At 44.7% G+C, this 18,070-nt stretch carries 17 protein-coding genes; all 17 read right to left on the reverse strand.

What is annotated here, in order from left to right:
• Positions 1 to 95 precede the first annotated feature (95 nt).
• Positions 96 to 3,131 carry a T9SS type A sorting domain-containing protein gene (locus ABDV94_RS04680; protein WP_343605192.1) on the reverse strand — a complete coding sequence of 1,012 codons (3,036 nt, stop codon included), beginning with the start codon at positions 3,129 to 3,131 and terminating at the stop codon, positions 96 to 98.
• A 348-nt stretch (positions 3,132 to 3,479) separates the two neighbouring features.
• Positions 3,480 to 3,980 carry a DUF4442 domain-containing protein gene (locus ABDV94_RS04685; protein ID WP_343605194.1) on the reverse strand — a complete coding sequence of 167 codons (501 nt, stop codon included), beginning with the start codon at positions 3,978 to 3,980 and terminating at the stop codon, positions 3,480 to 3,482.
• A gap of 18 nt (positions 3,981 to 3,998) precedes the next feature.
• A complete protein-coding gene (locus ABDV94_RS04690; protein WP_343605196.1) occupies positions 3,999 to 4,646 on the reverse strand; it encodes a hypothetical protein in 648 nt (215 codons plus the stop codon).
• A gap of 78 nt (positions 4,647 to 4,724) precedes the next feature.
• Entirely contained in the window at positions 4,725 to 5,426 is a 702-nt protein-coding gene (locus tag ABDV94_RS04695; protein ID WP_343605198.1) for a hypothetical protein, read from the reverse strand.
• A gap of 44 nt (positions 5,427 to 5,470) precedes the next feature.
• Positions 5,471 to 6,475, reverse strand: coding sequence for an LLM class flavin-dependent oxidoreductase (locus ABDV94_RS04700; RefSeq protein ID WP_343605200.1), 1,005 nt, complete (start codon positions 6,473 to 6,475; stop codon positions 5,471 to 5,473).
• Positions 6,476 to 6,791: 316 nt separating this feature from the next.
• Positions 6,792 to 7,118 carry a T9SS type A sorting domain-containing protein gene (locus ABDV94_RS04705; RefSeq protein ID WP_343605202.1) on the reverse strand — a complete coding sequence of 109 codons (327 nt, stop codon included), beginning with the start codon at positions 7,116 to 7,118 and terminating at the stop codon, positions 6,792 to 6,794.
• 307 nt (positions 7,119 to 7,425) lie between these two features.
• Positions 7,426 to 8,073, reverse strand: coding sequence for a hypothetical protein (locus ABDV94_RS04710; protein WP_343605204.1), 648 nt, complete (start codon positions 8,071 to 8,073; stop codon positions 7,426 to 7,428).
• A gap of 10 nt (positions 8,074 to 8,083) precedes the next feature.
• On the reverse strand, positions 8,084 to 8,854 hold the full coding sequence (locus ABDV94_RS04715) for a hypothetical protein (protein ID WP_343605206.1): 771 nt from the start codon (positions 8,852 to 8,854) through the stop codon (positions 8,084 to 8,086).
• A 19-nt stretch (positions 8,855 to 8,873) separates the two neighbouring features.
• Positions 8,874 to 9,506, reverse strand: a complete 633-nt coding sequence (locus tag ABDV94_RS04720; RefSeq protein ID WP_343605208.1) for a hypothetical protein — start codon at positions 9,504 to 9,506, stop codon at positions 8,874 to 8,876.
• Between the two features lie 5 nt (positions 9,507 to 9,511).
• Complete coding sequence (locus ABDV94_RS04725; protein ID WP_343605210.1) at positions 9,512 to 10,474, reverse strand: hypothetical protein; 963 nt, start codon at positions 10,472 to 10,474, stop codon at positions 9,512 to 9,514.
• Positions 10,475 to 10,498: 24 nt separating this feature from the next.
• Positions 10,499 to 11,311 carry an alpha/beta hydrolase gene (locus ABDV94_RS04730; RefSeq protein WP_343605212.1) on the reverse strand — a complete coding sequence of 271 codons (813 nt, stop codon included), beginning with the start codon at positions 11,309 to 11,311 and terminating at the stop codon, positions 10,499 to 10,501.
• Between the two features lie 18 nt (positions 11,312 to 11,329).
• Entirely contained in the window at positions 11,330 to 12,382 is a 1,053-nt protein-coding gene (locus ABDV94_RS04735) for a WG repeat-containing protein (protein WP_343605214.1), read from the reverse strand.
• A 278-nt stretch (positions 12,383 to 12,660) separates the two neighbouring features.
• Positions 12,661 to 14,022 carry a PQQ-dependent sugar dehydrogenase gene (locus ABDV94_RS04740; protein ID WP_343605216.1) on the reverse strand — a complete coding sequence of 454 codons (1,362 nt, stop codon included), beginning with the start codon at positions 14,020 to 14,022 and terminating at the stop codon, positions 12,661 to 12,663.
• 227 nt (positions 14,023 to 14,249) lie between these two features.
• Positions 14,250 to 14,669 carry a DUF1801 domain-containing protein gene (locus ABDV94_RS04745; RefSeq protein ID WP_343605218.1) on the reverse strand — a complete coding sequence of 140 codons (420 nt, stop codon included), beginning with the start codon at positions 14,667 to 14,669 and terminating at the stop codon, positions 14,250 to 14,252.
• Between the two features lie 16 nt (positions 14,670 to 14,685).
• Complete coding sequence (locus ABDV94_RS04750; RefSeq protein WP_343605220.1) at positions 14,686 to 15,171, reverse strand: YdeI/OmpD-associated family protein; 486 nt, start codon at positions 15,169 to 15,171, stop codon at positions 14,686 to 14,688.
• A 2-nt stretch (positions 15,172 to 15,173) separates the two neighbouring features.
• Positions 15,174 to 15,659 (reverse strand): DUF1572 domain-containing protein, encoded by a 486-nt coding sequence (locus ABDV94_RS04755; protein ID WP_343605221.1) that lies wholly within the window; start codon positions 15,657 to 15,659, stop codon positions 15,174 to 15,176.
• 128 nt (positions 15,660 to 15,787) lie between these two features.
• Positions 15,788 to 18,064, reverse strand: coding sequence for a GH92 family glycosyl hydrolase (locus ABDV94_RS04760; protein ID WP_343605222.1), 2,277 nt, complete (start codon positions 18,062 to 18,064; stop codon positions 15,788 to 15,790).
• Positions 18,065 to 18,070 lie beyond the last annotated feature (6 nt).

The raw sequence follows: 18,070 nt of genomic DNA on the forward strand, positions 1-18,070 counted from the left end.
TACAAGACGATTGAGCGGAGTCGAAGGCATCTTGTGCAAAAAAAATCCCCCTATTGTTTCCAATAGAGGGACCTGATGATAAGAATAAAGGATTCTTAGTTTTTCACAAAGCGTGTAGCGGAAGTTTGTCCGTTGCTGTTCAGGCGAACCACATATACTCCTGCTTTCAAGTTGCTTACATCTACGGATGCAGTCCCTTTGATTGCTGAATGATACACCTCGTTTCCAAGCAAATCAACGATTGTCAATTCAGCTGCTGTGTTTTTGTCAGTCAGCTCAACAGTTACCTGGTTGATTGCAGGGTTCGGGTAAAGTGTCGCTGTTGCAGCAGACCATTCGTTCAATCCGACGAAAGAGTACGCCAGGATTACTTTTCCTAAGATATTATTATCAACTGAATCGATGTTTTTCAATTCCACTTCTCCTGTTGAACCGAAGTTGTAAACGTTGTTTACGTACAATGCTTCTACATTTTGAGAGAACGGTTTCATCGTCGTAACAGCGTACGGAGCCCACAATGGGTATGCTGTACTTGTTCCTTCCTGGTCATCCAATACGATGTAGTTTCCTAAATCCGTATCGAATGTGTTCTGATCTGCAGCTGTTGTACCACCGATTGTAATATCCGCAAATGCCGGAGTGTTTACACCATAGTGGTCAGCAAATACGATTGCAGTACCACCGTCTGCTGCTCCTGCAGTAAACGTGTTTCCTGTAATAACGATCTCATCAGAATATGTATTTCCCTGAACTCCGTTTGTCATCAATTTCGTGTTAGCCATGATAGAGATAAACGCATCTGCAGTTGATTTCGGAGTGAATTCGTTTGCATTCAGGGTTACATTTTTAGAAGCCATGCTCAATACACCGATTGTAGAGAAGTTCTCAATCGCGTTGTTGTTGAAGTCCAAAGAACCTTCAGAGATTCCACGGATATCGATTACTGCGTACAAGCTGTCAGAAGTCATGCTTGTATTCATATCTGCACCGGAGAATGTGTTGTTGTGAACGTTGAACAATGCGTTGTTGTGAGGCACATTCAACATCGTGATTCCATTGATATCATTGGATTCGATTGTCAGATCAGTCAAAATGTTCGCTGTCTGAATACCGTAATATGCTTTGATATCGTTGTTAGCGATCAATCCACCCGGACCGTTTGTAGAACCGGAACCTAAGTAAATTCCGCGACCGAATACATTCAGGTTCGCAGACTCAGTTGTTACCGTGTTATCTGTTACGGTGATGGTATCAATCTCTCCAGCCGCAGAACTCAATTGCACTGCAAATGCTGTCCAAACCATTCCTTCAGCATCCAAAGCAGCTGTAGAAACGAAGTCGTTGTTTTTCAGAGTCAGGTGGTTGAAGTTGTTTCCAGTAGAAACAATTCCTTTGATTCCTGAAGTGGAAGTCAATCCCATTTTGAACTCGAATCCGTTGATGACAACATCGTCTCCGTTCACGTCGATTACGTTTGCCTGGTTGCTTGTAACAACCGGTTTGTTTGTAATGTCAGATGCAGTCAAAACGATTCCGTTCTGGCTGATTGCCAATACGCTTGTTTCAGCGTAGTTCCCCGGAGCAACGATTACTGAATCTTCAGCTGCTGCAACAGAAAGTGCGTGTCCGATTGTCAAACAAGGGCTTCCCGGCAAGGTACATGTATTTACATCATCCGAACCTGTTGTTGATACGTAACGGTTTGTTCCGTCAACAGACAATTTGATTTTACCCAACAAGTTGTTATCCAACTGGTCGTAGTTTTTTGCTTCGATTGCAGCCAATGTTGTCAACCCGTATGAGTTGTAAATAGCATAAGCGTTTACATCTTCAGCAAATGGCTTCATGGTTGTTGCCGGATACGGTGCCCACAACGGGAATGAAGTACTTGCTCCTGTTTGCGCATCCAAAGCGATGAATTGACCCAAACCGGAAGCAAAGATGTTTTTCTCTGCTGTAGTTGGTCCTCCAACTGTGATGCTTGCAAATGCAGGTGTGTTTACTCCGTAATGGTCTGCGAAAACGATTGCAGAACCACTTGCTGCAGCTCCTGCGTTGAATGTGTTTCCTGTAATCACGATCTCATCGGAATACGTGTTCCCCTGAACACCATTCGTCATCAATTTCGTGTTTGCCATGATGGAAGCAAATGCGTTTGCTGTTGCAGCAGGTGTAAATGTGTTACCGGCAACCGTTACGTTTTTAGATGCTTCACTCAACAAACCTACGTTTACGTATTCGTTGAACTGGTTGTTTGTAACATTTACAGATCCTACTTCGAATGAACGCAATTCCAATACAGCGTAGTAACTTGCAGGAGTCATTTGAGTATCATTCCCCAATGTGTTGTCCTGGATGTCGATTACAACGCCAGCACGAGGAGAACTTACCAGCACTGTTCCGTTGATGTCGTTGTCAGAGATCAATAAATCATCTCCCATCAACACCGACTGGATTGCGTAGTAAGCCGCGATGGTGTTTCCGCGGATTATTCCTCCCGGAGCATCCAATCCTGCGCCACCGTTTCCAAGGAAAATTCCACGTCCGAATACGTTCGCTGATGCATCTGCACTAATCTCATTGTCTTCGATTGTTACGTGCTGAACGTCTCCTGCTGCAGAAACCAGGGAAATCGCGTAAGCTGTCCAAACCATATTCGTGTTCGGTGTTCCGGAAACCGGGTTCACCGATTCGAATACGTTGTTTACGATTTTCAGGTCGTTAAAATCCCCTGTGTTTGCAACGATTCCACGCAAACCGGTAGAAGCCGTTAATCCCATTTCGAACTGGATGTTGCTGATAGTCACATCATCGCTGTTTACAGAGATTACATCAGACGCTGTCGATGTAATAACCGGTCTGTTTACCGGGTCAGCACCAGTTAAAACAACTGATTGTAGTAAATTCAAAGTAGCTGTGAGTTGGTAGTTTCCCGGAGCAATCTGAATCGTATCTGTTGCCGCAGCTTGAGAATACGCGTGAGAGATTGTTCCACAAGGGTTTCCAGGTGTCAAGCAGTTATTAGACGCATCTGATCCGGTGGAGGATACATAAAGTGTCTGTTGAGAAAAACTGATACCTGAAACCATCGTGACGGAGGCTAGGGCTAGCCATTGTAAAGGTGATTTCATATTGTATTTTTAAAATTCCCAGCAAAAATAGGCCTTCAGCGAGCCGTTTCCTATCATGCGCCCTTCCCAAAACTTGTTAAAAGCACCATAACAATTAGTTCATCCAGGGATAACAATTGAAACCTCAGACGCTTATGTTCCTCCAATAAGAATTGTTAAAAAAACCAATTCCGGGTCGTTTTCTGCTTCAAACACGGTTCAAATTGCCGGATTCCTGATTTTTCGGGCTTTTTTCGAGACATTCTCTTTCCCGGAACACGGGCTTAAACGAAGACAGGTGATAACAACTATTTATAGAGTATCCGTTCAACATGTCCTATCTAAAGCATCCCCAAAGTTCAAACAAGTCTATTTTTGGTTTAAGCTGTAGAATGCTTTGTCGGCGATGTACAATGTTTTGACCGCTTCTGCATAGATTGTTCCGGCTTCATCCTGGAATGCGGTTGTAAAATCGATGGTGTATTTGCCATTCCGGGCTACTGCTTCGCGAATTTCAGCCAGCTGCTCATCCCCGATTTCAAATTTGGCGTAGACCGTTTTCCGAACCGGTTTTATGAATTTTACCTGGGCGGATTTATCCCAAACAACGTAGTCGTTACCCAGGATACGAATAAGCTGAATCATGTAAATCGGGTCAAGTGCTCCGTAAATACTTCCGCCGAAAACCGAACCAACATAATTCTTCGTGAAGAAATTCAGGCGCAGGCACACATGAACTTCATTCCAGTCTCCGGAGCAGAAAACGATCCTCCCTCCTGTCCTGCGGTAAGCAGGGAACCAATTGAAAAGAAGCCGTTTGCCTTTCGACTCGCGGCTTTCTTTTCTCCGGGTTTCGAAGATCGTCTTCATATCTTTTCAGCTGACGCTTTAATTTTCATTGATTGAGCGCATCGCGACTTTTGCAATGGCACTGTTCGACGCAGTTGTTTCCTGCGATTCGATGATTGCTTCGAGTAATTTCCGCGCGGTATCCGAATCGCCTTTCTCATGGAGAATCATGGCTTTATTGAGCATCAGGATTCCTTTTGTTTCCGAATCCGGGTTTCCAGCCAATCCCTGCTCGATGGCATACAGGCGTTCTTCGGGATCGTTTTGCAGATAAACCAGTTCTTTCCATGCCGGAGCATATCCGGGAATATTGTCGACAATCCGTTTCGCGATCTCGTATTTCTTTTCCGGCTCTTCCGTCCACTCAATCTGCATGTAGAACGTATACAATCCTTCCGGGAACAAACCGTTCTGCTCACCTTCCAGCGTGTAGACCGCTGTTTTGGTCGTGAAGAAACCTGCGGGTTCCAACTCGTCGGTTTGTTTGTAGTATTTCAACGCATTGGCAAAATCACCTTTCAGCAAATAGGTAAATGCCAAATCGTATACCGGGTAGGCCCAATTGGGTTCGATGACCATGGCTTCGTTCAGTTTTTGAATCGCCAGATCGTAGTTCCCAGCCTGTCCTGCTTCTCTCGCTTCTAAGTGTAATGTTGTTGCCTGTTCGTTTCTCGGTGCGGTTTCCATGTGTTTTGCCGGTTTGATTTTTCAGTACATGAACTTAGTCAATTCGTTTGAATTAGGAATCACTTTTTGGGAAAATCATCAGATTTCTCCCTTTAAAACCTTTCGAAAGCGTTTGGTCAACACCTTTGAATTCGTTGAAAGCGTATCGGTTTTCGGCTTTGAAAAATCCAGCAGGGCGTATTCCCTCCATTCGTCCACCGTATGATCCGTCGTGTCTTCCACTTCATGGTTGTATGAACTGTAAGCATACACCAACGCCTGGAGCTGTTTTTTATCCTTTCTGAACAACCAGGATGTCTTTATAAATGCATCTCCGGCATCCCCGAATACTTCTCCCAATTGGATGTATTCGGGAAGGAACTGATCTTTCTGTTTGTCGAAAAAGAACAGCTGAACGGATGAAGATTCGTACTCGGAAGGCGTTCGTGCAATGAGTCCCAAACGATTCTCATCGATATCAAATCGTCCGCAGGCATATACTCCCGACAACTTCCCGAAGTAATTCTCTTCAATCCCGATCGGAAGCAATTTGGCTTCTTGCAAGGTCAATTCTTTGCCGGAAAAGGCCTTACTTCCATAGTCATAAAACACTTTTAAGGTATCAAACACCAATGCTTTGAACTTTTTCAGCGTTTCGGCATGAACACTTTTCGTCTCCCAGGAAACAGCATCAACCAGCGGTTCTTTGTCCGGAACCGCTTTTGGAGTCGTTGAATTTCCACAGGATGTAAGCATTGTAAGCAAAAACGCGCCTGACAGCCAATAAGCGGACTTTCTCATGAATAAACAACTTTAGTTTCGCAAACTAGTGATTTTCCGCCACACTACGATTGATTGATCGCATCAAAAACTTCCGACAGGATTTGGTAAGATTTCAGGCGTTTCTCCGCATCGAAGATATTCCCGGCAATCATTATCTCATCTACCTGGTTTCCATCAATAAACTGACTGAATTGCTGAATCAGGGAATCTTTGCTTCCGACAAAGGTGCAGGCTGTCATCCCATTCACCGCATCAATCAATTCCTGCGGCCAGGAATCCAGCAGATTCGGGATCGGCGGAGAAAGCGGTTTTCGTGCATTGGTCAGGATTCCGGAGAAGAGCTGGTACAAACTCATGGATAGCAATTCTGCCTCTTCGTCCGTATCTGCCGCAATTCCGTTCACGCAAGCCAATACATACGGTTTGTCGAGGTATTCGGACGGCTGGAAATTGTGCCGGTAAATCTGCAGGGCATGTCTGAATTGTTTTGGCGCAAAATGTGATGCAAACGCATAGGGAAGTCCCATTTCTGCCGCCAGGTAGGCACTGTCGGTACTCGAACCTAAAATCCAGATCGGAATATTGAGTCCTTCTCCCGGAAATGCTCTTACCATGGACTTTTTGTTTTCCGCGCTGAAATAGTTTTGCAAAGCGATCACATCTTTCGGGAACTGGTATGCCGTATTCAGATCGCCTCTTCTCAGGGCAATCGCTGTCTGCTGATCTGTTCCGGGTGCTCTTCCCAGCCCGAGGTCAATTCTTCCCGGGTAGAGGGTTTCGAGGGTTCCGAACTGTTCTGCAATTGCTAATGGAGCGTGATTGGGAAGCATAATTCCACCGGAACCAACGCGGATAGCTTTTGTTTTCGATCCCACGTGTCCGATTAATACGGAGGTAGCCGAACTTGCAATGTACTCCATGTTGTGGTGTTCTGCAAGCCAGATGCGCTCGTAACCAAGTTCTTCTGCTTTTTGTGCTAATTCTACTGTTCGCTGAATGGCTGTTGCTGCGTTGCCGTCCTTGGTAATCATGGATAAATCCAGGACGGAATATTTGATTTGTTTCATGCCCTAAAATTACGGAACGAAGCGGCAACCAACATGACCCGGAACGTTAAATTTTGTGTATTTCAGGCTAACTGTTTCCACGAGTGAACCCTGGTGTTTTTCCCGCTGATCCCGCTCGTGATGCAGGAAGGTATAACTTATCAGAACGACATCCGCTTAGCGGTTAACGTTTTACTTATTTTCCGCAGACTTCGGCATGAGCTTAGCCGAACAAGAACATAGATACATCAATTCGCACCGATTCACACAAACAATCATGATACGAAATTACAATCCATTCCTATGTGTTTTTATGTGACCTATGTGGTCGTACCATTTACCTGCTTACGGAAAGTTTTTCACGTTGAGCACCGCAGATCACGTAGTATGTCCCGGAATTCCAGGTCGACACTTCGATTAATTGTGTTCCGCTGATTCGTCCCTGGTACACTTCTTTTCCGTCTGATCCGAAGATCTGGAAAGATTGTGCCTGCTTCACCCCCAGCAATTCAAGAGTAATGTAATCCGAATTCGGACTGGAATGCACCACTAAAAACGTTGAATTTGATTCTCCCGAAACGGGAAGCGCGCTTTGCGCATGTAAATTATTGTTGCCTAATAACCACACAGATAAACCGAACAACAGAAGTTTCATCTTTTCCATCTTTCACCAATAATTAATATAATTACGGCTTCAGTTTATGTTACAGCAAGATACAAAAAATTCGTTATTCCGTACCGGTTGATTCTTTAAAATTTCATAAAAAAGGAGTGCTTCTCACACACTCCTTCAACCTTCATCTCAATTTACGTAGTTGTACGATTAGACTGAACTTCACCAGTTTTAGTTCTTTATATAAAAACAGGTTATTACTTCCGGAATTTCTTCCGAAGCAGAAATGTACACTGAATCCCTGATTGTCAATTGAATTCACGGTAATGAGCGTGTTTTTAGCGGTAAAGAAGGTGTTTTAATTGTTCAAGTGCACCAGGATCGTGTCTCTCCGGTATTTCCCGGTTTTGTTTTTCACCGTTTCAACTTCAATTTCTTTGGATGTTTTTTTCGTTATGTGATACCCCATTACTTCCTGGTCATTGATCCCATGCAACCACTGATCCTGGTATTCAAAGATTCCTTTTTTCACAATCAGATACACATGCTCAGGTGGTGAGCCCAATACTCCAACCGCAGCCGGACGTTCGATCCGGTAATGGCTATCCGAATAGCGCACTTGTCCGAATTCGCCGAAAAACTCGTTTTTAACAACCCCCACAATGGACAACCCTAAGATCGGAATGAACAGCAGAAAGGCTAATAGGATCGGAAAAAACAGGAACATGCTGTAATAGACTTTCCGGATTCCTTTCAAAAAAACAGAGCTTCCTGAATTCAGGATACTCAAAGCTGAAAAATAAAAGAGCCACCAAATTGCTTCTTCTGTCCGGTAGCCGCGGAACGACATCCCGTAGCGCCTCATCCAGAGAATGGCGATGACCAGCACCAAAGTGGAGATATGAACCCGATGGATCACTTTCGTTCTTTTTTCAGAAACCGGTCGTTGCTTTTTACTGAAAAAATCCAGCAGGAATGCGACATAGAAAATAGCAAATACAATCATACATGTTAATTTACAGGTGAATGAGATTACTCCAGATCAGCTCCCCTTCTTTTCTGTTCTGATAATGATAACGGCACAAATCCCGTTCCGAGAGGTATTCATTGGGAGAAAGGGCGTAAAACCCGATCCGGAGCATGGTCTCCCGTTTTGAGCGTTTTACCAGGAATTCATAACTCACGGAGTCTTTCGGGGGAATCGCAACAATCACAGGATAGTTACTGTAGCACAATTTGACTGGCATCACTTTATTTTCTTGCGAACTGCTCGTGAAGAAATCGTCAATTGAGCAGGTCATTTCCAATACACGGATTGTATCTGTTCCTTTGTTGACCAACACTGCCTGAACTCTTACCGCGTATTGGTCTTCCTGCATTTCCACCGAATCTTTCAATTCTTTTACCTGTAAATCTAAAGCGGTGTTCAGGTTTCTGTTGCTGAGCAGATCCATCCGCCTTTCCATCCCGATTCTGCCGGAAGTACTGATTGGATAGGTATTTAGCTGCTCCAAATCGAGCAGAGAAGAATCTTTCGTGAGCACAAAATATTTGAACGGAAGGAAAATGCCATCGTATTCCTCTTCCAGCACAATCCGGTTGTTTTCCAAAGTATACGGCCTTAGCAGGACTGAATCTTTCTGTTTTCCGGCAAAAATTTCCCTGCAGGTTCCATCCGGCTGAAAAACGTATTGATGGTGTTGATGGACTCCAAAAGAAGCCTGTAATGTTTTCTGTGCAACAACGGGCAAAGTAACAAACAATAAGATGGTCAGCAGGTATTTCATTGATTTAGGTATTTGTTGTTTATTTGATCTTACTCACTTTTTGGATGACTTTTTCTACTCGTTTGCGTTTGGATTCCTTGTCGATTTCATGCAGTCTGGCACTCAATGAATTGACGAAAAGTTCCCGGTTTTCTTTGGTGATCAGATGCATTGCTCTTTCGGCATACATGGGAAGCTGGTTGGTGGGACTCTTGCGAAATTGTTCGATTAATAAAGGGAACGCACTTCCAGCAAAATCAGAGATTCCACACAATTTTATAAAAATGTTTACCGCACCGTCTTTGGTAATTACCGAACCTTTGTCAGCTGCATCCGCAATACGCGGCAATGCTTCATAAATCTGTTTCGGCGCTTCTCCTGCCACCGATTCCAAAGCAGCCATTGCTCCCCACTGCAACCGATTATTCTTCGACTCCAGCAAATCCAGGAATACGGAAATGTATTTCGCAATCAACTCCGGTTTTACTGCACCGATTTCGTACAACACCTTAATACTGTCGCTTTGAAGGTCTTTATTCTTCGCACTCAGCAATGTCACTAATTCTTCCACGGCAGAAACATCTCCCGAAGCTGCTATTTTCGAAGCCAACTCCTGGTTCGGTACTTCATCCCTCCGCCCTAACGCGGATGCCAGTTGATCTGCAATACTCATTTATTCTAAATAAATAATAAACTCACCAAACCGGTAACCAGTCCCACTTGTATGATGGTTGCGGCAGTTAGTACCAATCCTTCTTTCAGACGTGTAATCCTCCGGTATTTGAAGTATTCTTTTTTGACCGGAATATTCGTTTGATCTTCCTTCAGTGCTTTTTTAGTGTCTTTCGCATACGAAACCATCGAAAACAAATGCTCTTTTTCCGTGGGCATTTCATCCGCGAGGCCGTAAAACAAATCCGGACGCTGCTCTGCCACCAGGTTGACCGTTTCCCGGAGGTAGCTCGTATATTCATACGACCCCATCGGGAACTGCACATAAATGGATTTGAATTTGGCCAGATCAATGCTGTGCAAGTGATTTCGAACCGAATCTTTCAAATCCTTACAATGCTCATTTGTCCGCATCAGGCTATCGCGCAGCGCCAGTTTTGCCTCATCTGCAAGTGGTCTGAAAACCTCCGGTGCTTCCGTAAAATTCAACTCCGGCAGATTTCTGCGGTAATATTTATAATAAGTTCCGTTGAAATCCGGGTAATGCAACCCGACTTGTGTAACGGTTTTATCGTACAAATCTCCCCAATAATCCAGGTTGAGTGCGTTGTAAACAAAAACCGGATCGTCCATTTTCGTTGCTACGTACGTTTTCTTCGTTGAAATTTTTCCATTACCCTTCACTTTCGATAAGGTAAACCGGTTTTGATCATACGAAACGGCATACACTTTATTCCGGTACAACACCCCAATACTATCTGACGGTTGGGTGAGCGGATGCTCCTGCATCAATACCTGGGTTTCCCACAAACCGCCATATTTGAGGATTTCATAAACCGTACAACCAGTTTCGGAGAGTTCAAAAAAGTAGCTTTTGTGCTCCGTTCGATAATAAACAGGCGCATTCTGGGCCAGTAAAACACGGCCCGAAAACAGGAAAAACAATAGGATGACAAACACGGTTTTCATGGCTCGCAGGCTGATTGACAAACGTTAATTCTTCAGCAGCTGATTGACCATCAGCACATACTTTTCGGGATCAACCAGCGGTCCTTCCAAATGCTCCCCGGTATAAACCAGTGTATCGTGTTTGGTTACACAATTTGCTTCAACTAGTTCATATTGCGCAAACGGAACGCCGGAATCTTCTTTCGAATGAACAAACAACACCGGAATTTTGGTCAGTTTACCAATGTCTTCTTTTGCGGAATAAGGCGATACGATAAACTGGCGGATTGTGTTTTCCTGTTTCGGATCAGACGTTGCAACAGCAATATCCGTAAAGGAAGCGATGGTCCCGTCCAGGATCAGCGCAGTAAGTTTACTTTCGTTCCCAGCCGCCAGGTGTGCCGCAACCTGTGTTCCCATCGAAACACCACACAGAATGATTTTGGTATTCTTGATTTCTTTTTGACGTAAAGCCAGGTCGAACATTATTTGTCCGTCGGATGCCACATTGAGGTGTGTAGGTTTCCCGGTAGATTTCCCGTAACCACGCAAGTCGACCATAAACAACTGGAAACTGTCTTTCAACAACGGACGCACAAATTGCACATAATTCGATACGTTTCCTCCTGCTCCGTGGAAGTAGATGATCGTTGCTTTTGGTTTAGCCACATTCGACAACAGGTAAGCCGTTACTGTTTCTTCACCTGCCTTTTGTTTCAATTCCTTCACTTTCACGGAATCAATTTCCTTCCAGTCTTTCGACGGAAAATAAAAGTGGTCATCCATCTGGGCTTCAGCCTTCAGGGAAACAAATAGCAAAATGATCAGTGACGAAAGTATTTTTCCGGTTTGAAACATAAACGAGTTTTTAGTGTATTATTTCACTAAAATAATATCTTTTACGGCTTCAAATTGCGGTTCTACCACCCATTTTCCACTTTTATCGATTATTCCCCATTTTCCGTTAAATTTTGCCGCAGCATATCCGTTCTGAAATTTGCGCACGTCTTCGAACTGCGGTTTGATCACCCATTCGCCTTTTGCATTGTAAAATCCTCTCAATGCGCCTTTTTTTCCTTCAGCCAGTCCTTCGGAAAAATCGCCCCAGGATTCGGTGTCGGAAATGGTTACAATCTCTCCTTTCTTGTTCACGTAGAGCCATTGATCGCCTTGTTTTACACGGGCCAGCCCGCTTTTGACATCAAACTCTTTCCCGGCTTCAAATTTAGGTTCGATCACCCATTTTCCGGATTTGTCGATGTATCCCAGTTTTTTATCGGCTGTTTTTGCCCATGCCAGTCCGTTAGAGAAATATCCCACACTCTCAAACTGTGCCGGAATAACCATTTCTCCTTCGCCGTTTACGAACCCGAATTTTTTGTCCATTGCCCGGAACGGGGCCAATCCTTCGGAAAAATCTTTGATATCCATTGCCGCAACTGCCGGTTCGATTTCTTTTCCTTTCGTATCAATGATGATTAGTTTACCGCCTTTTTTTACTGTAGAAAAACCTTCCGTAAAATCATTCCCATCATCGTAAATCGCCGGAATTGCCATTTTCCCTTCGGTATCCATGTATCCCCACTTATCGCCGATTTTTACGAGCAGTAATCCATTTTGAAATTTACTCGCATTAAATCCCAGTCCGTCTTTGATCTTGAAATCCGGTTTTTCGGTTTTGAGCTTGTTATTTTCCAAATCAATGATGGAATGCTGACGGCTTTTCGGATCGTAAACAATCGCTAATCCGTTGGATGAAAACTCATAACATTTTTCAAACTGCGCCGGGATGATGAATTTCCCGTTGACATCGGCATAGCCCCAGGTTTTACTCCCGACCGGTTTTGCCTGGAATACCAACGTTTGAGCATGGAATAAAAAGGTGTTGAGGGTCATTGCACAAACTGCAAGTAATGTTCTATGAATCATGGCTTTGTTTTTAAAATCGAAAGATACAACATCTAAATGTAGAATGCAGAATTGAAAATGGAAAAGTAGAAGGATCTTTTACTAATACGAATACCACCTTCTTTCTTTTCAATTCTCCATTTCGATTTTTCAATGAATCAGTTCGTTCCGCTTTATGCACCAACTGTCCATCGATGTAAACTTCAGAGAGGTAATGAGCACCTCATTCTCCATAAAGATACTTCTCTGTATTTTTTACAAATGAAGGAAAAGTTCGGACCACCACAAGGAATAAAACCTTATTTCATCAGTTTTTGCCGGTACACTTTTCCGGTTTCCGTTAGCTGCACTTCGACCTGATACGTACCTTGCCCCAAATGGCTGATCTCCATTTCTTCGCCACTTTGAAGCCCTGTTTTCTGCCACACGATTTTCCCGCTTAAGTCATAAATCGTGACCAGATCCGCAGCTTTCGGCACAGACAAACGAATCGTATTACCCGCTGGGTTCGGAACAATGGAAACTTCGTCTCCTGTTTCGGGTTCATTCAATCCAAGCGTTGTCGGCGGCACAATCCGGATAATCGGGTGCTGACCTGAATTGGTTGCAAGGTAGATTTCCTTGTCCGGCCCGATTGCAATGTCTCTCAAACGTCCGAATTGCGCCTGTAGGTAAAGCACTTCATCGACCACAGCAGTTGTTTGCGCATCCAGTTCCATCGCAACAAGTTTTTGCCCGTTCAGGGTTGTCATCAACACGCGGTTGTTCCATTCCGGGAATGCCGGGTTTTCATAAAAAACGAGGTCTGATGTCGCAATCGTCGGAGTCCAGGCATGAATTGGTTCCTGGTACAAACCTGTCGCACAGGGAGCATTTTCAAAACTTTCATCACAAAAACCGTGAATTAGCGGCCAGCCATAGTTTTTCCCGGGTTCAAGTACCTGGAGTTCATCATCTGTCGAAGGTCCGTGTTCCGAAACCAGGATTTTTCCATTCGGCAAGGCACAAATTCCCTGCGAATTGCGGTGTCCCATGGTGTACACATACGATCCCGGAACCGGGTTGTCGGCAGGAATCGATCCGTCCGGATTCAAACGCAGGTATTTCCCTGAAAGCGAGCTGGAATCCTGCGACAGTTCCTGCACGGAGCATTCTCCGGTCGACATCAGCAGTGTGTTGTCGGGTAAAAAGTGCAGGCGTGAACCGTTGTGATTGGCCCAAGCCAGGATGTTGTCCAGCAGGATATCCGGGTTCTCCAGATCGATCCCGTTGAAGGTGTATTTCACCAACCGTTCTTTGAAATAGCCGTTGCTGTCTTCCGGCCCGTAGGTGTACACCAGGAAAACTTCCGGTGTTCCGGGAAAATCAGGATGGAAAGTGAAACCGAGTAAACCGCTCTCCCCGACCGTATGCACGTCAGCTGTCAAATCCAGCACCACGGTTTTGGTTCCCGTGCCCAGATGAATGCGACTGACCAAACCGCCCCGCTCCGTTACCCACAAATAATCCTCCCCTTCCACTTTCATTTCCCACGGAATAGTTACATCGGTTGTCAGGGTATCAATCCAAACGGTGGTAGAACCGATCTGTTGGGAAACCTGCGCCCGGACTGAAACTGAAACAACACATGCAACGCTGAAAAGTAATTGTTTTAATCGCATAACCTGAATTTTAGAATTGCATCTTTCAAGTTACCGCATTTGAGGTTGAATTCCAATTAAGAAAAGTTAATAACGTGTCTGCCGCTGATTTCAAGGATTACGCAGATTACGACGTTTTTATTTCCAGCCAAGGAACGCAGATGAAGAATTATTGACTAAATGTTTTTCTGTGTCAAGAGGACTATTTCTTTGGACATCGTTTCAAACAATACCCTTTGCGTTAAAAACTATTCGTATTTCTCTTTCATATAAGCGAAGGTACATTCCATCAGGTGAATCAGGCGTTCCATATGGATGTCGGAGAGTTTATTGACATAAACGCAGACTTTTCCCATTTTAAATTTCCCCAGTCCTTCGAGCAAATGTTGGTGTTCGGGCAATCCGGTGTAGACATAGAGCGAAAGAGCTGCTTTTCTGGGAGAAAATCCCATCAATGGCGCATCTCCTTCATGTCCGCTGGCATATTTGTAATGATACGCTCCGAAGCCGATGATGCTCGGCCCCCACATTTTCGGTTCATACCCCGTAATTTTTGTCAGCAATGCGATCAACTCAAGACTGTCTTTTCGTTTTTGCTCCGAAGTGGTAAAGGCGTCAATGAATGCATACACATCCTGATCTGTTTCATTGGTTTTATTCGTTGCCATAGTTCTAGTCGTTTCGTCACTTTATCATACTTCGCCCCACAAAACGTTCTTTCCCCAATAAGTAATTGAGTGCTTTCTCTACATTTCTCACTACGCTTTCTTCGGTTTTGAGATTGGCAATGTAGCGCACAATTTCCAGTTTGTGGGAAGGTGTCAGGGTTTCAAAAACCTGTTTTGCCTCCGGGTTGTTCTGCAGGGCTTCTGCTAATTTCGGATGCATTTCCACCGTTCGTTCTTCGGGATCAAAAATCACAGTCAGGGAAACGGTTTCACCGATGCGTTTGGGCGAGTTTTCCAGCATCTGCGTATTGATGTAAAGCCGCCATTCTCCACTAAACTTTACGAGTGTCTGCCGGTAATCTTTACCATTGATCTGTCCCTTAATCCGAACCGGACCTTTGCTTTTTCCTGCCTGCTGAAAGATGCGTTCCAGGATTTCATCCGGAACAAACACAAACGGATTAATCCCGATCAACTCAATTTCTGCTTCAAAAAAATCCATTTCTATGCTTGTCTGATCAGTTTTTTTATCAGCACAATCTGCCCGAGGTGATAGTGCATGTGCTCGATCATTCCGGCAATGTTCCGGTAATTTGTTCCGTATTTCGGGTCTACGAAACCGGCAGTCAATGCTTCATCGGGAAGGTTTTCAACCAAATTCGCTGTTTTTTCGGCCTCTTTCCAAATGTTCAGCTGCAATTGTTCCCACGCGTCCTGGCTTTCAATCGGTGGTAGAATCCAGCTCAATTCATCTTTCCCCACTAATTTTCCTTCTTCCAAAACCGTGATCATGACTCCCAGGTAATAGCTCATGTGGAACATGAGTGCAGCAATGGAATGAATTCCGTACATGCTCATTTTTGCTTCTTCCCAGCTCACATCTGACAAGGTGGCTTTCAAATCCACAGTTGTCCAGGTTCCGCCGAAATGGACATCGCGCAAGTGTTTGGCTAATTGCCCCGAGAGCTGTTTTTGGTTCGTTTTATCCATTGTCTTTCATTTCTGTTTCATTCGAATTACGGGCTTTCAACACATTTTTACAAATTTATAATCGTGTGTTTAAACGTTTCGTAAAGGACTGTTCCCTCACGACAATAAAGCCCTCAAATCATCTGAAGTTATTTCTTTCTAAACGGGTTTTCAACGGAAAAGGAATACGGAAAATCTGCCGGAACAAACTGGCGTGCAATTCCCGGCGTTGCTGTCATGTTGAAATCAAGCCTTGCTCCCTTCAGTAATTCGGAATGTTTGACGAACAGCTTCGTATATTCTGCCTGATTCCATTGGAGCGACGAAACATAGCGATTTTCAGCACTGTTTTGCGGAGCATTCAATACGATCTCGTTTCCGTTTTCCAGGTGTATCAGCGCTTTCGGGAACAAAGGTGCACCGAGCACATATTCATCCGTTGCCGGACAAACCGGGTAAAATCCGAGTGCTGAGAATACATACCAGGCCGAAGTCTGCCCGTTGTCTTCGTCTCCGCAATAACCATCCGGAGTCGGTTTGTACAAGCGATTCAACACTTCCCGAATCCAATACTGGGTTTTTCCGGGTGCTCCGGCATAATTGTACAGGTAAATCATGTGCTGGATCGGTTGATTTCCGTGTGCATACTGCCCCATATTGGCAATCTGCATTTCTTTGATCTCGTGAATCATGCCGCCATAATAACTGTCGTCGTAAACCGGGGGAAGTGAAAAAACGGAATCCAGTTTCGCCACAAAACGGTCTTTTCCACCCATCAGATCAATCAGTCCCTGTACATCGTGAAACACAGACCAGGTGTAATGCCAGCTGTTCCCTTCCGTAAACGCATCTCCCCACTTGAAGGGATTAAATGGTGACTGGAACTGGCCGTTTTCGTTTTTCCCGCGCATCATGCCGGTAGCCGGATCAAAGAGGTTGCGGTAATTCTGGCAGCGTTTTGCGTAAATTTCCAATTCTTTTTTCGGGCGGTTCAATGCTTTTCCCAACTGGTAAATCGCAAAATCATCGTAGGCATATTCGAGTGTCCGGGCGGCATTTTCATTGATTTTTACATCGTAGGGAACATAGCCCAGTTTGTTGTAATAATTCACGCCCAAACGTCCTACCGCACTCACCGGGCCTTCATTATTTGCTCCGTGAAGCAGTGCTTCGTAGAGTTTTTCGACCGGATAACCTCGCAATCCCTTGATATAGGCATCTGCAACAACTGAAGCCGAATTGTTCCCGATCATGATATCGGAATAGCCGGGACTCGACCATTCCGGCAGAAAACCACCTTCCAGGTAAGCATTGACCAATCCTTCCTGCATTTCGCGGTTGATTTCCGGATAAACGAGGTTCAGCAAGGGATAAAGTGCCCGGAATGTGTCCCAGAACCCGGTTCCTCCGAACATTTTTCCGGGAAGAACCTGCCCGTTATACGGACTCCAGTGTACTTCTTTTCCCGCCGCATCGATTTCGTACAGCTTATTCGGGAAAAACAAGGTTCGGTACAAACAGGAATAAAACGTACGTAGTTGCTCGTCTGTTCCTCCGGAAACTTCGATTTTACCCAATTGTTTATTCCATTCTTTTTCAGCTGACTGAAACACTTCATTGAAACTTTTACTTCCAACTTCCCGCTGCAGGTTCAGTTCTGCCTGCTCGAACGAAATGAAGGACGAAGCGGTTCGCACATGCACTTTTTCGCCTTTCCGGGTTTTGAATCCGACCACAATTCCCGAATGATTGGATGCCGATTCATCGCCTGTTGCTCCCCGTTTTCCATTGGAAACAAGGGAATAAAAGTCTATATCGCGATCCAGGTAAATGACAAAGTAATTTTTGAAATTGGTGAGTTTTCCTCTTGCATAGCGCTTCGTATATCCAACAATCTTACGCTCTTTGGGATAGACTTTCACATACGATCCGCGATCCAGTGCGTCGATTACAAGGAATGAACTATCGCTTTTGGGAAAGGTGAAACGGAAAACGGCCGCACGTTCGGTTGGTGTAATTTCTGTCGTGACATCACAATCTGCCAGGTAAACGGTGTAATAATGCGGTTTTGCCGTTTCTGATTTATGTGAGAACCAGCTTGCACGTTCGTTTTGATCGAAAACAGGTCTTCCGCTTCCGGGCATGATGGCAAACTGACCGTAGTCATTCATCCAGGGCGAAGGCTGATGCGTTTGTTTGAATCCGCGGATTTTGTCTGCTCCATACTGGTAAGCCCAACCATCTCCCATCACGTTCGTTTGCGCCGTCCAGAGGTTCATTCCCCAGGGCAATCCAACAGCCGGATAAGTGTTTCCATTGGACAATTCCATTTTGGAATCCGTTCCCATCAATGGATTCACATAATCAACCGGCTGGAGTTGGGCCGCTGCGGCAAAGGGTAAAAGCAAAAAAACAAGTCGTTTCATCGTCTG

It is taken from the genome of Fluviicola sp. (assembly GCF_039596355.1).
Taxonomy (GTDB): Bacteria; Bacteroidota; Bacteroidia; order Flavobacteriales_D; family Crocinitomicaceae; genus Fluviicola.

Coding starts and splice junctions, on each gene's coding strand:
- ABDV94_RS04680 (WP_343605192.1), bottom strand. CDS start 3,131: ATGAAATCACCTTTACAATGGCTAGCCCTAGCCTCCGTCACGATGGTT.
- ABDV94_RS04685 (WP_343605194.1), bottom strand. CDS start 3,980: ATGAAGACGATCTTCGAAACCCGGAGAAAAGAAAGCCGCGAGTCGAAA.
- ABDV94_RS04690 (WP_343605196.1), bottom strand. CDS start 4,646: ATGGAAACCGCACCGAGAAACGAACAGGCAACAACATTACACTTAGAA.
- ABDV94_RS04695 (WP_343605198.1), bottom strand. CDS start 5,426: ATGAGAAAGTCCGCTTATTGGCTGTCAGGCGCGTTTTTGCTTACAATG.
- ABDV94_RS04700 (WP_343605200.1), bottom strand. CDS start 6,475: ATGAAACAAATCAAATATTCCGTCCTGGATTTATCCATGATTACCAAG.
- ABDV94_RS04705 (WP_343605202.1), bottom strand. CDS start 7,118: ATGGAAAAGATGAAACTTCTGTTGTTCGGTTTATCTGTGTGGTTATTA.
- ABDV94_RS04710 (WP_343605204.1), bottom strand. CDS start 8,073: ATGATTGTATTTGCTATTTTCTATGTCGCATTCCTGCTGGATTTTTTC.
- ABDV94_RS04715 (WP_343605206.1), bottom strand. CDS start 8,854: ATGAAATACCTGCTGACCATCTTATTGTTTGTTACTTTGCCCGTTGTT.
- ABDV94_RS04720 (WP_343605208.1), bottom strand. CDS start 9,506: ATGAGTATTGCAGATCAACTGGCATCCGCGTTAGGGCGGAGGGATGAA.
- ABDV94_RS04725 (WP_343605210.1), bottom strand. CDS start 10,474: ATGAAAACCGTGTTTGTCATCCTATTGTTTTTCCTGTTTTCGGGCCGT.
- ABDV94_RS04730 (WP_343605212.1), bottom strand. CDS start 11,311: ATGTTTCAAACCGGAAAAATACTTTCGTCACTGATCATTTTGCTATTT.
- ABDV94_RS04735 (WP_343605214.1), bottom strand. CDS start 12,382: ATGATTCATAGAACATTACTTGCAGTTTGTGCAATGACCCTCAACACC.
- ABDV94_RS04740 (WP_343605216.1), bottom strand. CDS start 14,022: ATGCGATTAAAACAATTACTTTTCAGCGTTGCATGTGTTGTTTCAGTT.
- ABDV94_RS04745 (WP_343605218.1), bottom strand. CDS start 14,669: ATGGCAACGAATAAAACCAATGAAACAGATCAGGATGTGTATGCATTC.
- ABDV94_RS04750 (WP_343605220.1), bottom strand. CDS start 15,171: ATGGATTTTTTTGAAGCAGAAATTGAGTTGATCGGGATTAATCCGTTT.
- ABDV94_RS04755 (WP_343605221.1), bottom strand. CDS start 15,659: ATGGATAAAACGAACCAAAAACAGCTCTCGGGGCAATTAGCCAAACAC.
- ABDV94_RS04760 (WP_343605222.1), bottom strand. CDS start 18,064: ATGAAACGACTTGTTTTTTTGCTTTTACCCTTTGCCGCAGCGGCCCAA.